This is a genomic window from Huintestinicola sp. (assembly GCF_050874005.1).
GTDB lineage: Bacteria > Bacillota > Clostridia > Oscillospirales > Ruminococcaceae > Huintestinicola.
In genome coordinates, this window is record NZ_JBNMJV010000002.1 from 66,128 (window position 1) to 81,307 (window position 15,180).

14 protein-coding genes are annotated in these 15,180 nt (G+C 47.2%); 4 read left to right on the forward strand and 10 right to left on the reverse strand.

The genetic code is table 11. The features are described 5' to 3' along the window. Positions 1 to 9 precede the first annotated feature (9 nt). Positions 10 to 3,717: a phosphoribosylformylglycinamidine synthase gene (locus ACR0QN_RS01330; RefSeq protein ID WP_432649381.1), complete on the forward strand. Its 3,708-nt coding sequence runs from the start codon at positions 10 to 12 to the stop codon at positions 3,715 to 3,717. Between the two features lie 115 nt (positions 3,718 to 3,832). On the opposite strand, the gene ACR0QN_RS01335 is transcribed toward ACR0QN_RS01330, so the two are convergent. Genes ACR0QN_RS01335 through ACR0QN_RS01350 form a run of 4 tightly spaced genes read right to left on the reverse strand, consistent with a single transcriptional unit; the run spans position 3,833 to position 8,655 of the window. After that, positions 3,833 to 4,900, reverse strand: a complete 1,068-nt coding sequence (locus tag ACR0QN_RS01335; RefSeq protein ID WP_432649382.1) for an ABC transporter permease — start codon at positions 4,898 to 4,900, stop codon at positions 3,833 to 3,835. Between the two features lie 10 nt (positions 4,901 to 4,910). Continuing rightward, positions 4,911 to 6,830: an HlyD family efflux transporter periplasmic adaptor subunit gene (locus tag ACR0QN_RS01340; protein WP_432649383.1), complete on the reverse strand. Its 1,920-nt coding sequence runs from the start codon at positions 6,828 to 6,830 to the stop codon at positions 4,911 to 4,913. Positions 6,831 to 6,847: 17 nt separating this feature from the next. Next, complete coding sequence (locus ACR0QN_RS01345) at positions 6,848 to 7,753, reverse strand: carbohydrate ABC transporter permease (protein WP_432649384.1); 906 nt, start codon at positions 7,751 to 7,753, stop codon at positions 6,848 to 6,850. Further along, on the reverse strand, positions 7,750 to 8,655 hold the full coding sequence (locus tag ACR0QN_RS01350) for a carbohydrate ABC transporter permease (protein WP_432649385.1): 906 nt from the start codon (positions 8,653 to 8,655) through the stop codon (positions 7,750 to 7,752). Before ACR0QN_RS01350 ends, ACR0QN_RS01345 begins: the two co-directional genes overlap by 4 nt. A 215-nt stretch (positions 8,656 to 8,870) precedes the next feature. On the opposite strand from ACR0QN_RS01350, the gene ACR0QN_RS01355 reads away from it, so the two are divergent. The 3 genes from ACR0QN_RS01355 to ACR0QN_RS01365 all read left to right on the forward strand — a co-directional run bounded on the left by ACR0QN_RS01355 (position 8,871) and on the right by ACR0QN_RS01365 (position 11,141). Next, positions 8,871 to 9,683, forward strand: a complete 813-nt coding sequence (locus ACR0QN_RS01355; RefSeq protein WP_432649386.1) for a DUF6597 domain-containing transcriptional factor — start codon at positions 8,871 to 8,873, stop codon at positions 9,681 to 9,683. 74 nt (positions 9,684 to 9,757) lie between these two features. Further along, entirely contained in the window at positions 9,758 to 10,216 is a 459-nt protein-coding gene (locus tag ACR0QN_RS01360; protein WP_432649387.1) for a hypothetical protein, read from the forward strand. Between the two features lie 13 nt (positions 10,217 to 10,229). Further along, positions 10,230 to 11,141 carry a hypothetical protein gene (locus tag ACR0QN_RS01365; protein WP_432649388.1) on the forward strand — a complete coding sequence of 304 codons (912 nt, stop codon included), beginning with the start codon at positions 10,230 to 10,232 and terminating at the stop codon, positions 11,139 to 11,141. Positions 11,142 to 11,207: 66 nt separating this feature from the next. Here the strand turns inward: ACR0QN_RS01365 and tsf are convergent, their stop codons facing one another. The 6 genes from tsf to rsgA all read right to left on the reverse strand — a co-directional run bounded on the left by tsf (position 11,208) and on the right by rsgA (position 15,105). Continuing rightward, the gene (gene tsf, locus ACR0QN_RS01370; protein WP_432649389.1) at positions 11,208 to 12,131 is read right to left on the reverse strand and encodes a translation elongation factor Ts; all 924 of its coding nucleotides are present in this window, start codon (positions 12,129 to 12,131) and stop codon (positions 11,208 to 11,210) included. Positions 12,132 to 12,236: 105 nt separating this feature from the next. Then, positions 12,237 to 12,971 (reverse strand): 30S ribosomal protein S2, encoded by a 735-nt coding sequence (rpsB, locus tag ACR0QN_RS01375; protein WP_432649390.1) that lies wholly within the window; start codon positions 12,969 to 12,971, stop codon positions 12,237 to 12,239. Between the two features lie 162 nt (positions 12,972 to 13,133). Then, entirely contained in the window at positions 13,134 to 13,421 is a 288-nt protein-coding gene (locus ACR0QN_RS01380; protein WP_432649391.1) for a YlmC/YmxH family sporulation protein, read from the reverse strand. A gap of 57 nt (positions 13,422 to 13,478) precedes the next feature. Then, complete coding sequence (gene spoVM / locus ACR0QN_RS01385) at positions 13,479 to 13,571, reverse strand: stage V sporulation protein SpoVM (RefSeq protein WP_432649392.1); 93 nt, start codon at positions 13,569 to 13,571, stop codon at positions 13,479 to 13,481. 68 nt (positions 13,572 to 13,639) lie between these two features. Beyond that, positions 13,640 to 14,266, reverse strand: coding sequence for a thiamine diphosphokinase (locus ACR0QN_RS01390; protein ID WP_432649393.1), 627 nt, complete (start codon positions 14,264 to 14,266; stop codon positions 13,640 to 13,642). Further along, on the reverse strand, positions 14,245 to 15,105 hold the full coding sequence (gene rsgA / locus ACR0QN_RS01395) for a ribosome small subunit-dependent GTPase A (protein WP_432649394.1): 861 nt from the start codon (positions 15,103 to 15,105) through the stop codon (positions 14,245 to 14,247). The genes ACR0QN_RS01390 and rsgA overlap by 22 nt, the downstream gene beginning before the upstream one ends. Positions 15,106 to 15,180 lie beyond the last annotated feature (75 nt).

The window sequence follows — 15,180 nt, forward strand, 5'->3', positions numbered from 1 at the left end:
ATCTTACTTATGCCAGTTTACCGAATTTATGTTGAAAAGAAACCTGAATTTGCCTCATCGGCAAAAACGCTTCTTTCGGATGTGAAAACAGCCCTCAGACTGGATTCCCTCCGCTCGCTGCGTGTTCTGAACCGCTACGACGCTGAGAATATTTCCGAGGAAAACTTTGACTATGCGGCAGGGAACGTATTCTCCGAGCCGGCTGTTGATGTTACCTACCGTACTCTGCCCGAGCTTGCTCCCGACGAGAGAGTTTTCGCTGTGGAATATCTCCCCGGTCAGTTCGACCAGAGAGCCGATTCCTGCGAGCAGTGTATCCAGATACTTACTCAGGGTGAACGCTGCAAGGTCCGCAATGCACGTGTTTACATCACCAAGGGCATTATCTCGGACGATGAATTTGAAGCTCTGAAAAAATATATCATCAACCCTGTGGAGAGCCGTGAGGCTTCACTTGCAGAGGTCGACACCCTCGCTGTAAAGTATGATATCCCCGAGTCCGTTGAGACACTTACGGGCTTTATCACTATGGACGACCCGGGTCTTGCGGATTTTGTCACAAAGTACAGACTTGCTATGGACTTTGACGATCTCAAGTTCTGCCGTGACTATTTCCGTGATACAGAAAAGCGTGACCCTACAATTACAGAAATTCGTATGATCGACACATACTGGTCCGACCATTGCCGTCATACCACATTCTCCACAATTATCGACGAGGCTAATATCGACGCCGATTACATCAGAAAGACCTACAACGAATACATTGACGCAAGAAAAGAGCTGGGCAGAGAGGACAAGCCTATCACTCTGATGGACATTGCCACCATTGCCGCTAAGAAGCTGAAAAAAGACGGCATTCTCAAGGATCTTGACGAGTCCGAGGAGATAAATGCTTGTTCCGTAAAGATAAAGGTCGATGTTGACGGCGAGCTTCAGGACTGGCTCCTTATGTTCAAGAACGAGACCCATAACCACCCCACCGAGATCGAACCCTTCGGCGGTGCGGCTACCTGTCTCGGCGGAGCTATCAGAGATCCCCTTTCGGGACGCTCCTATGTTTATCAGGCAATGCGTGTAACGGGCGCATCAAATCCCCTTGTTCCCGTTGAGGACACCATTCACGGAAAGCTCCCTCAGAGAAAGATTACTGTGGGTGCAGCTAACGGCTACAGCTCCTACGGAAATCAGATAGGTCTTGCAACGGGTCACGTTTCCGAGGTATATCACCCCGGCTATGTGGCTAAGAGACTTGAGATAGGCGCAGTTGTGGGTGCTGCTCCCATTGAGAATGTTATCAGAGAAACTCCCGAGCCCGGCGATGTTATCATTCTTCTCGGCGGACGCACGGGACGTGACGGCTGCGGCGGTGCAACAGGCTCCTCCAAGTCCCACACAGAGCAGTCTCTCGAAAGCTGCGGTGCAGAGGTCCAGAAGGGTAATCCTCCCGAGGAAAGAAAGCTTCAGAGACTTTTCAGAGACCCCGATGTTACTCATATGATAAGGCGCTGCAACGACTTCGGTGCAGGCGGTGTTTCCGTTGCCATAGGCGAACTGACAGACGGTCTTATTATCGACCTGAACGCTGTTCCCAAGAAGTATGACGGCCTTGACGGAACCGAGCTTGCTATTTCCGAAAGCCAGGAAAGAATGGCTGTTGTTGTCAGAAAATCCGATATGAAGAAATTTATGGCTGCTGCCGCTAAGGAAAATCTTGAGGCTACTAAGGTTGCCGATGTTACGGAAGAACCTCGTCTCAGAATGAAGTGGAACGGCAAGGTCATTGTTGATCTTTCAAGAGAATTTTTAAATTCAAACGGCGCAGAAAAGCATACCAATGTTCAGGTTTCCCTGCCTGTTACCTTACAGCCTAAGTCCTACACCGACTGCCCCGACAGCTGGTACACTCTTATGACTAACCTTAACGTTTGCTCTCAGAAGGGTCTTGTTGAGCGCTTTGACTCCACCATCGGCGCAGGAACCGTTTTAATGCCCTACGGCGGAAAATATCAGCTCACTCCCACTCAGGCTATGGCTGCTAAAATTCCCGTTCTCAAGGGTCAGACTACCACCTGCTCAATTATGGGCTGGGGCTATAACCCCTATGTAAGCGACAAGAGCCCTTATCACGGCGCTATCGCTGCTGTTATCGAATCAATTTCCAAGGTAATTGCGGCAGGAGGCAGCTACAAGAACTGCTGGCTCACCTTCCAGGAATATTTCGAGAGAACTCAGAATAATCCCACCAGATGGGGCAAGCCCTTTGCTGCTCTTCTCGGCGCATACAAGGCTCAGATCGAGCTTGGCTGCGGCGCTATCGGCGGAAAGGATTCTATGTCGGGTACATTTGAGAATATCGACGTTCCCGCTACCCTGGTTTCCTTTGCAGTTTCCACCGCAAGCAGCAAGAAGATAATCTCCCCCGAATTCAAGAAGGCAGGCAATAAGGTAATCTACATCACTCCCGATTATGACGAGAACGGTCTGCCCAAGTGGGACAGCGTAAGAAGCGTATTTGAGCGTGTTGAGGCTCTTATTGCAGAGGGCAAGGCTCTCTCGGTATGGTCTGTAGGCTTCGGAGGCATTGCTGAGGCTGTTGCAAAGATGTCCCTCGGAAACAGGATAGGCTTTAAGTTTGAAAAGAAGTTAGATGAAAATCTTATGTTCTATTCAAGATACGGCTCCTTTGTTATCGAGCTTGACGGAGACCCCTTTACTGCTGAAAAGGTGATCGGTACAACAACAGACTCTTACACCATTGACTGCCGTGATTATGTAATTGATATGGCTGACCTGCAGAAGGCGTGGGAGGACAAGCTTGAGCCTGTATTCCCCTGCAACATAAAGACAGAGAGCAAGCCTGCTAAGATATACACCTACACCGCTCACGACACCGTTCAGCACGCTTCCACCTTTGCAAAGCCCAAGGTGCTTATCCCCGTATTCCCCGGCACAAACTGTGAATATGATACTGCACGTGTATTCGAAAGAGCGGGTGCCGTTCCCGAGATCGTGGTCATCAAGAACCTTTCCGCTTCCGCACTTGAGGACAGCGTAAAGTATGTTCAGAAGGCTATCAAGAAGTCTCAGATAATTATGATACCCGGCGGCTTCTCGGGCGGCGACGAGCCTGACGGTTCAGGCAAATTCATTACCGCATTCTTCCGCAATCCTTCCATCAAGGAGGCTGTTACCGACCTTCTCGATAACAGAGATGGTCTTATGCTGGGTATATGCAACGGCTTCCAGGCTCTTATCAAGCTGGGTCTTGTGCCTTTCGGAAAGATAGTTGATATGGAGGACAATTCCCCTACCCTCACATTCAACACCATTGCCCGTCACCAGTCAATGATGGTTTCCACAAGAATTGCTTCAAACAAGTCTCCCTGGCTTGCAGGCTGCGAGGTGGGCGATATCCACAAGATCGCCATTTCTCACGGCGAGGGACGCTTCATCGCTTCTCCCGAGCTTATCAAGCAGCTTGCGGACAACGGTCAGATTGCTACTCAGTACGTTGACCTTAACGGTGCGCCTTCTATGGATATCCGCTTCAATCCCAACTCCTCCTTTGACGCTATCGAGGGTATCACATCGCCCGACGGACGTGTTCTCGGAAAGATGGGTCACAGCGAGCGTATCGGCACAGACATCTGCAAGAACGTTCCCGGCAACAAGGATCAGAAGATCTTTGAGAGCGGCGTGGCTTATTTCAAGTAATATATTATCATAAAACACAAACTGCCTGCACGGTTTTTCAGCTGTGCAGGCAGTTTTTTGATATGGGATAAAATATGCCGCAGAATTTTTTGGATTTTCTGCGGCATATTTTGAGTTATTTTTCATTATGCTTCTTATAATAAATTTCCGATATTTTTTTCTGATACCTCTCCTCTGCCTTGTCCTTTATCGCCCTTGCTCCCCTGCCTGCAAGCTTTGTGAGCATATACAAAGCGTAAACCAGCGATATGGCAGGTATTATCATTAGGTAGGGAATAGGTGCCGCCGCCAGCCTTGCGGTCAGTTCGGCGCTTCTAAGGCGGTTTTCATACCAGGGCAGAGCCATTTTCGTTTTTATCATAACGCTTTCGGATATCTCAGAGGCGCCTTTAATAAGCTTTATCAGCCCGAAGCGTCCGCTCTGGTCAACTACAACAGCATTCTCACCCGCAGGATTGATATCTTTTATCACCGTATACGCATAGTCCTTAACAACATTCGGCAGGCAAGCCTCATAGCTTGTGAGAACTGTGCTTTCATTAAGCGCTTTCAGGGACTCAAAGGGCATATACGCTCTGGGCGTATCGCCGTAAGCCGCCTTGTCAAGCTTGCTGTCGGGCGACTCAACCACTCCTGCCACATAAAAGACCTTATTTCCAATGTTTACAGGCATACCCACCGTATCCATAGATCCGAAAAGCTGCCAGGAGCATTCTCTGTCAAGTATGATCCTGTCAATGTTGATGTCGTCCTCGGTATAGTAGCTGCCGCTCATAAGCTTTTCGGGATGGAAAATGAAGTAATCTCCGAAGGTGCCCGTAACCGCTGCTGTACAGCTTCCAAGCTTTCCCGTCATTGAAAGGGAGCTTTCGCCGCCTGCACAATCTATCCACAGCCTGCCCTCGGGGTTATCCTTATCGGCAGTCACAGAGCTTTCCTTTAGCTTTTCCTCCACAGACTGCCTCAGAGAATATACGCCTAACACATCAAGAGAGTTATCCGTGGGAAGAAACAGGGATATCTGGGAGTAGCTGTATTTTTCCCCGTCCCACGCCTGCTTTGCGCTGTCTGAGGAATACTCGTTTTTAAGCGAGACCGTTTTTCCTGTGAGAAGCCCTGCCGCAATAAGCAGAACGGCATTTACTGCGGCAAGGATAATGTTGAATTTTTTCAGCCTGCTCATATGTCCTCCATCACTCAGCGGGACGAACCTGCTCGCCTGCGGAAATGGGCTTTGTAGATGTGGTTATAACATATTCGCTGCCCGAAAGACCGTTTACGGCAGTATTGTTATCGTCCTTGACAATGACTTCCACATCGTATCTCACAGCCTTGTATCGGTTTCCGAGAGGACTGCTCTTTGCCTCCATTACGAGGACGAATTTACCGTTGGAATCCTCCCTCACAGCCGAGTTGGGAACTACCGTACTGTAGTTCTGACCCTTGCTGCCCATTGAAAGTGTAATGGTCTGACCCGTTGAGATATCCGAACCGGAAACTTTGAAAACGAGTATTTTCTGAGACTGGGGATTAGCAGTATCGGGACGTATCTCGGAAAGCTCTGCGGAGAAATTTTCTCCCCAGTACCAGCTTGTTATCTCAGCCTTGTCGCCCACCTTGACCTTTTTTGCCTGCTCGGTCTTGACGGGGAACTCAACTACATAGCCCATATCGGATACATTGATGACAGCCGCTGTAGTTCCTGCCTCCGCCTTGCTTCCCGCAGTCACGGAAATGCTTTCAACAACACCGCCCATTTTTGCCTTCACAACAGCGTCATAGGAATTGCTTTTGAGCTTCTCCACCTTTTCCTTCTGCTGCTCGATAGCCTTTGCCTTTGCCTCAAGATCAAGCTTGGCGGTCTCGTTTTCCACATTTGAAGTGGACTGTTTTACCTCAAGATCGGCTCTGAGCTTTGCTATCTCGTCTTCCTTTTCGGTTATCTTGGCTGTAAGCTGCGCCGCAGACAGCAGACCCTGCGCCTCAGCCTCAGACTTATCCTCTTCTGCCGCCGACATTCTGTCAGCTGCGGCAATAAGCTTGTCGTTTATCTCGTCAAGCTGTGCCTTTATCTCAAGCTTTACGGTTCTTGTTACCTCGCTCAGATTATCCTTTGCGTCGTTAAGTTTATCCTGGGCTTTCTTTGAAGCATCTTCCGCATTTTTAAGCTTTGTCTTTGAAACAGAGCTTGATGACGCCTTCACCATAAGGTTTGAAAGCTCTCTTTCAAGCTTTGTTATCTCAATTTTCTGCGAGTCGATCTGGAGGGAAATCGTGGAGGTATCTTCGTCAGGCTTGAGATTATAAAGAGAAACATAATACTCATTAAGAAGGTTTCTTGCAGACTCTATTTCTGACTGCTTTGATGTGATCGCATCATTGTAATCTGTGTTGTCGCCGATATCCTTGACAAGATCGTCATATGTAGTTTTTGCCTTTTCTGCCTTTTTTTCGGCAGCTGTAACGCTGTCCTTTGCAGCTCTCATACGGTCGTAGTAATCTCCCGTAAGGTCAAGCATATCCTCCGTATCAACGGAAGCAAGTGCGGCGCTTAACTCTTCCTTCTCTCTTGTAAGCTTATCAGAAAGAGCCTTTGCCTCTTTATACTCTGCGGAAGCCACGCTCAGAGGGTCCGAACCGCTTTCTGCAAGCGTAAGCTGATTTTTAAGCTTCTGCAGCTCGTCCTCGGCACGTGATATCGTAAGATAATCCGTCTCATAACCCGAGCCTGCAGCAAGGGTAAGCTCGGCTTTCTTATACTCAAGCTCAAGAGAGTCAAGCGTATTCTGAGCCTCTGTAAGCTCTGCGGAGTCCTCATCTGCAAGCTCAAAGAGAATGTCTCCCGCTGAAACGGTCTGACCCGTTTTTACAGCCACACTCTTAATCTCTCTGGTTTCCTCGAACTTTACTTCATAGCTCTCGGCAGCCTCTACCGTGCCGCTTCCACGTATCTGCTCGGAGATAGTGCCCTGATTAACATAAACAGCAGACACCTGAGGCAGAGAGTAATTCATAATTGTATTTGAGAAAAAAGTCAGCACCAGAAGCACCGCCAGAAAAACAATGGCAATGTTCTTGATGATCTCCTTTCTCGGCGTTCTTTCGTTGTTCATAACCGTTATATCCTTTCTTATCCTTTAATTCCGCCCGAATATGTAATGCCCTCCACAAGATATTCCTCACCGTAGAGGAACATCAGCAGGGACGGGGTCATATAGATAACAGCCACCGCAAAGGCAAGTCCCGTATCTCCCGTATTTATCTTTGACAGGAAAATTGACAGCGGGTGAAGCTGCTCATCATTTAAAAGAATGAGGGGCTGCTCAACCATATTCCAGTAGTCGATAAACACCAGCATAAGCACCGAGAAAACAGCACTTCGCACCATCGGGAAACAGATATTCGTAAATATCTGCAGCTCGCTTGCCCCGTCAAGCATTGCCGCCTCGAAATATGTTTTGGGTATCCTCTTCATCGCCTTTGTCAGCAGGAAAACCGCAAAGGGCGAGAAAATTCCGGGGAGTATTATCGCCCATCTCGTGTTCAGAAGTCCCAGCTTATCGGCAACAAGGTAATTTGGCACCAGCGTTACCTGATAGGGCATAAGCATAAGCACGATGTAGAAAAAGAAGAGAATTTCCTTCAGTTTCCCTGTAAGTCTCGCAAAGCCGTAGGAGGCAAACAGCGCCACCGCCGTCTGGAATATGACCACAGGCACCGTAAGTATCACCGAGTTCCAGAATTTCAGCAGATAATCGGGAGTTTTGAAAAGCACCGAAAAATACTGGCTGAAGCTTACTATATCGGGGATAAATTTCAGATTTACCTTCTCCGAGATAAACGTCTTGCTGCCGCCGCTTATTGATGAGAAAACCACTCCGTAGTTTGCGTTTATCTCCGACTGAGCCATAAAGGAATTGGTGATGGTAAGCAGCGTAGGCAGGAGAAATATGACCGAAGCCACCGCCGCAAACAGGGTCATTACCGCAAGTATTACCTTCTCAGCGGCTTTCTGCGGGGAACGTATCTTTTTCATTCCTCAACGTCACCCCCGAACTTGTTTTCCGCAATGAACATTATGCCGATAATGAGCACCATAACAAGGGACATTATCATTGCCGCCGCCGACAGCTTCTGATAATCGAGCGACCTGAAGGTGTTGTTCATAAAATGCTGCAGCAGATACAGATCCTCAAAGGGATAATCACCCGTCAGCAGATATACCTCTCTGAAAAGCTTGAAGGAATTTATGAGAGACAGGATAGTCACAAACAAAATCGTGGGTGATAAATATCTGAGCTTAATGTGCAGCAGTCTGTAGAGCCTGCCTGCTCCTTCAAGCTCTGCCACTTCAAGAAGATCCTTCGGGATATTGTTAAGCGCCGCCAGAAACAGTATCATATTATATCCCAGATTTTTCCATAAAAACAGCAGCACAACAACTATCATACATTTGCTCGACTTCATCCAGTCCACAGGAGCCGCACCGAACCATTCCCCAAGCACAGCATTGAGAGTTCCGTGATAATGGAATACCACCTGCCATATAAGCACAACCGAAGCCACGGGAACCATCATCGGGCAGAGGAAAAATGTTCTGAACAGGCTCTTGCAGGGTATTTTCGAGTCAAGCAGAGATGCAAGCCCCAATGACAGCACCACCGCCAGCGGCACCGCTACCGCCGACAGGAGCAAGGTGTTCTTTGCCGCCGTAAGAAATGCGTTATTCTTGAAAAGTATCTCGTAATTCTTAAAGAATACGAATTCCTTGTTTATGGGGTTATCGAGAAATGAGTACCATATAATTATGATAAACGGGATAATAAAGAAAACCGAAACGCCTAAAAAGCTTGGGAGCAATGACAGTTTTGCAAAAACCGTATTGGTATCCGTAAGCTTAGACGGTCGGAGCTTCTTCTCCTTTATTTTCTTTTCCATATGTATATTGCCTTCCTTTTGTCAGATAATGGAATTTTTTTTGCGGGGAACAAATCTCCATAATCTCATTATAGCCTATACGTCCGAAAAAAGCTATAGCTGTACCAAACTGTAATCAAATCTTAACCATTTATGTCATTTGTAAAAATTTCGTTGCCAGAGGCGTCGAAATATGCTATAATATTGAGTACAAAGCCAAAAGGAGACCGAAAAAAATGACCGATCTCAGCAAGATTTATATGCCCATTACCGCCGACCCCTTTGAGAATAATGACAGCTATACCGAAATTATGCCCTCAGCTCCCCTGAGGCCATATATCCGCTGCTTCTGGGGAACAAAACGCCCGGTAAAGCAAAAATCCTCGGGAATCGTTATCCCCGACACCTGTATGGACATAATTTTTCATTTCTACGAAGAGAGCAGCACAAGCTTTTTCTGTCATATTGACGAGACAGCACATATTCCCTCAAGCAATTCAAATTCTGCGGAATATTCCACATTTGCAGTCCGCTTTTACCCATGGTCAGCCGCCGCATTTGCGGAATATCCCGATATGAACATACCCACCGACCGACCCGAGGATATTTTCCCGAACCTCACCCGAAAACTATATGAAGTTGTCTCACGTGAAAACGCCATTATGGAACGTTCCAAAGCAGCCGAAGCTGTGCTGTATGATTTTCTCAGACCCGAAAATCAAAGCGACGATGTAATGAACGCCCTTTACCTGACAATTATTTTGGGCGGCAATATAAAAATATCCGACCTCGCCGCCTACACCGTCCTTTTCCCAAGAACGCTCCAGAGGAAATTTGCGGTTCAGACGGGAATGTCCCCGAAGGTGCTCTGTGACCTTATCAGATATCAGCTTCTGTGGCAGGAAATAGCTCTGGGAAACGGGATATCCATACTTGACGCTGTGGAAAAATACGGCTATTATGACCAGTCCCATTTGCTGGGAGATTTCCGAAAGCGGCACCTTATGACCCCTGCCGAAGCTGTAAAATATCTCCATATAAAAGGATAAAATGTCGCATTTTTCCAATACATATTTACGCTTTTGCTATATAATTAAAGAAAAACAGAAGGGAATGTCAAATTATGGTCCACCTCGTTTATTGCGACGATAAAGAAAAAGTGCTGAGCAAAATTATGAGCGGCACAAAAACAATGATAATCCGCAGCGCCGCAGGGCGGAAAATACCTCACAGCAGGGTATTTGAGGGCGAAACTCTTTACTTTATGGAAAAGGGTTCGGCAAAAATATCCGCCAAAGCAAAAGTAAAAAGCGTCCAGAATTTCGTCAAGCTGTCCGAAGAGGAAATTGATAAGGTTTTAAGCGATAATGCCGAAAAGCTTGACCTTTCCGAAAAGCAGCGTCAGCGCTGGCATAAAAAGTGCATATGTCTCACAGAGTTTGACAGCGTTACTCCCATCGACCCTCCCCTTTGCTTTGAAAAGCAGAATAATATGGACGACTGGCTCATTATCGAGAAAATCGAGGACGTTCTCCAAGGCACAAGCATTCCCTATAATTACGAAAAATCACGCCTCACGTGAAAGGAATAAAAATATGAACACATTTGAAAAAGCACGCACCTTTGTTTACCGAAACGCCCGCCCCTTAGACCTTGCCATCTGGCAGTATCACTTTGAAAACGGCTCAAAAGAAGGGGTAATGCACGCCCTCTCCGCCTATCAGAACCCCGACGGCGGCTTCGGTCACGGACTTGAAGCGGACAACTTCAATCCCAATTCAGCTCCTATGCAGACCTGGAAGGCGGCAAATATCATTGACGGAATAGGCTTCGAAGGCGAACACCCCGTAATTTCGGGAATGCTGCGTTTCCTTGAAAGCGGAGCGGATTTTGACAATGACAAACGCCAATGGCTGAACACCGTTCCCTCAAATAACGATTATCCCCACGCAATATGGTGGGAATACAGCGGCAGCAGTCTGTTTAACTACAACCCCACCGCCGCACTTGCTGCCTTTATCCTTCTTCACAGCCCGAAAAACAGTCCCCTGTACAATAAAGCCATTGACATTACTGGCGAAGCGCTTGAGTATTATTGCTCACCCGATACCGAACCCGAACAGCACGTTACCTCCTGCTTTATTGAGCTGTACAATGCTCTGAAAAAAGCCAATGTCTCTGAATTTGACCTTGACAAACTTAAATCCGCAATATCCGCATATATGGATAAGCTTATCTGCCGTGACACATCAAAATGGGGCAAGGAATACGTTTCCCTCCCTTCCACATTCATAAGCGGGACAGACAGCGAATTTATTTCGGGATATGAAGAACTTTGCCTTGCCGAATGTGAGTTTATATCCAAAAATCAGTTCCCCGACGGCTCCTATAACGTTCCCTGGCAATGGTGTACTCCTTACAAAGAATTTACCCTTGCGGAAAACTGGTGGAAGTCCATTATCACCACAAACAATATGCTCTTCCTTAGAAATATGAATAAGCTTTAATGCGCAAAAACTCCTCCCTGCCGATTAGCAGAGAGGAGTTTTTTTAATACTTTGTTATTGCAAAAATCAGTTGTTGCCCTTAGCCATAGCTGCAACTTCCTCAGCGAAGTTATCAGCCTTCTTCTCGATGCCCTCGCCTCTTTCAAAGCGAACATACTCAGCAACAGCGATCTTGCCGCCGAGAGCCTTAGCGCAGTTCTCAACGTACTTGCCAACGGAGATCTTGTCGTCCTTAACAAAAGCCTGCTCGAGGAGGCAGTTTTCGGAATAGTACTTGCCAACCTTGCCCTCAGCGATCTTAGCTCTTACCTGCTCGGGCTTGGAAGCCATCTTGGGATCCTCAGCCATCTGAGCCATAACGATAGTCTTTTCGTTCTCGAGAACCTCTGCGGGAACAGACTCTCTGTTGAGGTAAGCAGGGTTCATAGCTGCAACCTGGAGTGCGCAGTCCTTACCGCACTCAAATACCTTGTCAGCAGGGAGATCGGTGTCAAGCTTTACCATAACACCAATGCTTCCGCCGCCGTGAACGTAAGGAACGAGAACACCCTCAAGTCTCTTGAAACGACGGATAACCATATTCTCTCTGATCTTGATGAAGAGATCCTGGAGAGCTTCTTCAACAGTCTTGTCGCCGCCGCTGATAGTAGCAGCCTTGAGTGCGTCAACATCAGCAGGGTTCTTCTCGATAACAGTCTTAGCAACTGCTGCAACGAAAGCCTTGAACTCGTCGTTGTTAGCAGCGAAGTCAGTCTCGATGTTAACTTCAACAACAACACCTACATTGCCCTCAACTACAGCGGTAACGATACCCTCTGCAGCAACTCTGCCGCTCTTCTTAGCCTGTGTAGCAAGACCCTTCTCACGGAGAATGGTAACAGCCTTTTCTGTATCGCCCTCAGCTTCCTCAAGAGCCTTCTTGCAGTCCATCATACCAACGCCTGTTGCTTTCATAAGTTCTTTGATCTCGGAAGGTGAAACCTTTGCCATATTAAATTCCTCCTGTATTATTTTAAAATCAAGTTTATACCGAAATATGGGCAGACATTATTATTATAAAGTCTGCCCGAAATCTGTAATAATTATGAGTTATAATTACTCAGCTGCTTCTTCCTCGACAGCTTTCTCTGCCTCTGCAGCCTGCTGCTCGCCCTGTCTGCCCTCGATGATAGCGTCAGCCATAGCGCCTGCAATAAGCTTTACAGCTCTGATAGCGTCATCATTGCCGGGGATAACATAATCAGCGTCGTCGGGATCGCAGTTAGTATCTACGATAGCAACAACGGGGATACCGAGCTTCTTAGCCTCGGAAACAGCGATCTTCTCCTTGCGGGGGTCAACGATAAAGAGAGCGCCGGGGAGCTTCTTCATATCCTTGATACCGCCGAGGTACTTTTCAAGCTTCTCTATTTCAAGCTCAAGCTTAACAACTTCCTTCTTGGGAAGAAGGTTGAAGGTGCCGTCCTCCTGCATTGTGTGGAGCTGCTCGAGTCTTGCGATTCTTCTCTGAATGGTCTTGAAGTTGGTCATCATACCACCGAGCCATCTTGCATTTACATAGTAAGCACCTGCACGGAGAGCTTCTTCCTTAACGGAATCGCCTGCCTGCTTCTTTGTGCCTACGAAAAGAACATTGTCGCCGTTTGCAGCAACGCTCTTGATGAATGCATATGCCTCGTCAAGCTTCTTTACAGTCTTCTGAATGTCGATAATGTAGATACCGTTTCTCTCTGTAAAGATGTAAGGTGCCATTTTGGGGTTCCATCTTCTTGTCTGGTGACCGAAGTGTACGCCTGCTTCAAGAAGCTGCTTCATTGATACTACGCCCATTTTAAATTTCCTCCTGGTTAATAAAAATAAAATTTTCCTCCGCCGTGTTTAGCTCGGCTTTTATTTCCGCATTACGGAAACACCACCGCCGAAAACTCCGACGTGCGAATTGCTTTAATATTATACCATACATTCCATCATTTTTCAAGTGGCAATTTCACATTATTCAAACAAATTATTCCGTCTGTCTTTATTTATTCTGCACAAAACATCATCATCTGCCGAAACAAGCACTGTATCGCTGCCTATCTTTTCGATATCCGAGCAGGATATGACCACATCGTCCTCCCTGCCCATTATCCCCATCATACGAGACCTGCCATAGATAATAAGGGATAGAATTTTCCCCGTTTCGGTGTCTATCAGCAGGTCGTCGATAAACCCGATACGTGCGCCCGTCCTTGTGCTTATGACCTCTCTTTCCCGAAGCTCCGAAAATGTGCATTTCATACCGATACCCCCAAAACAAAAACTGCTTCACACATACATATGAAGCAGTCATAGAGATTATTCCGAATCGGCAGATTCTTTTTTTATCCTGAAAATAATTCTGAAAAGACCTGCAAGAAGCTTCGGGCTCTTGACCACTACCATTTTCATAAAAACACCTCCGTTTAATATGACCGAGTGTATAGTTCATATTATTCGGATAACGGCGTTTTGACACACTATTTTTCAAGAATAACAAGAATTTGCCCCGACTTCACTTCAATTTCCGCAGAGCTGCCCGTAAACTCGTTGCTGACACCCAGCGGAAAATCCGACGTTAGAACAATATCTCCACCATATTTCAGCCCCTTTGCGGAAATCTCGGAACGCTGTGCAAGAGAAAACAGGGAAACATATTTATATCCGTCATTATTTAAACTGACCTTGCCAACGCCGCACACCCGCATAACAAAGCCGTTTCCGTGAAGAATACCCTCTCTGCCGTGACTGTCAATATATGCCAAGGTCTGAACAGAAGCAAAGGTGTGACCCATTCTGCCGCCGTCTGCTCCGTAAATATGAAAAACGCTTATATGCTCATCAAAGGCAGTTTTGACAGCCATCATAAGGTCCGTGTCGTCCTTTTCCCGTGGTGCGGTAATGATCTCGCAGTCCTCGGGAAGCTCTTCCTCATTGCTGTCAAGGTCGCCGATAATGCAGTCGGGCTTTATCCCCAGCCTAACACAGTGACGGTATCCCCCGTCCGCAGCTATAACAACGGCTCCCTCGGGAATATGAACATTGCTGTAATCCTCAATGTCCGCTCCTCCGAAAATAACGCACATCATCTGCCGTTTATCTCCCATTCTTTGATATTCTTAGCTTCCTCATACATCTGACAATAGCTTTCGTGCCTTGAACGGGCAATGTCTCCCCTCTTTACCGCCTCAAGCACCTCGCAGCCCTTTTCCTTGATATGACTGCAGTCTGCAAAGCGGCATTTTCCCTCATACTGCTCAAATTCTCTGAAACAGTATTTCAGCTCGTCCTTTAAGATAACGGCGTACTGCATCGTGTCAAAGCTTGAAAAGCCCGGAGTATCGGCAGCATAACCGTCAAAAAGCTTGTACAGCCTTGAAACTCTGGTGGTATGACGTCCTCTGCCAAGCTTATGGCTTATCTCAGCAGTTTTGATCTCAAGCTCGGGAGCAAGATGATTTAAAAGAGTGGACTTGCCTGCGCCCGTATTTCCCGTAAATGCGCATATCCTGCCCCGTATCTTCTCTCTGATGATGTCAAGCCCCTCGCTGCTGCCATAGTCGCATACCACGACGGAAATGCCTATTCTCCCGTATATCTCGGGTATCATCTCGTTTGCCTTTAGATCCACCTTAGTAACGGCGATAACAGGCTCTATAGATTTATATTCGCATACGGCAATGAACTTGTCAAGCAACGTAAGATTAGGCGCAGGCTCGCAGGTGGATACCACAAATACCATAACATCGAGATTTGCCAGAGGCGGACGGATAATGCTGTTTTTCCGCTCCTCTATCTCGCTGATAACGCCGTCCCTCACAACACAGCGGTCGCCTGCACAGGGAGACAGACCATCCTTGCGGAAAATGCCTCTCGCTTTAAGCTTTAAAAGCGCCCCGTCCTCAGTCTCGACCGTGTAAAGTCCGCCAAGCGATTCAAGTATCAAACCTTTTATGCCGCTGTCCATACCATCTCTCCCATATCAAACAGGCAGGCAAGACATATGCCTTACCCGCCCGTA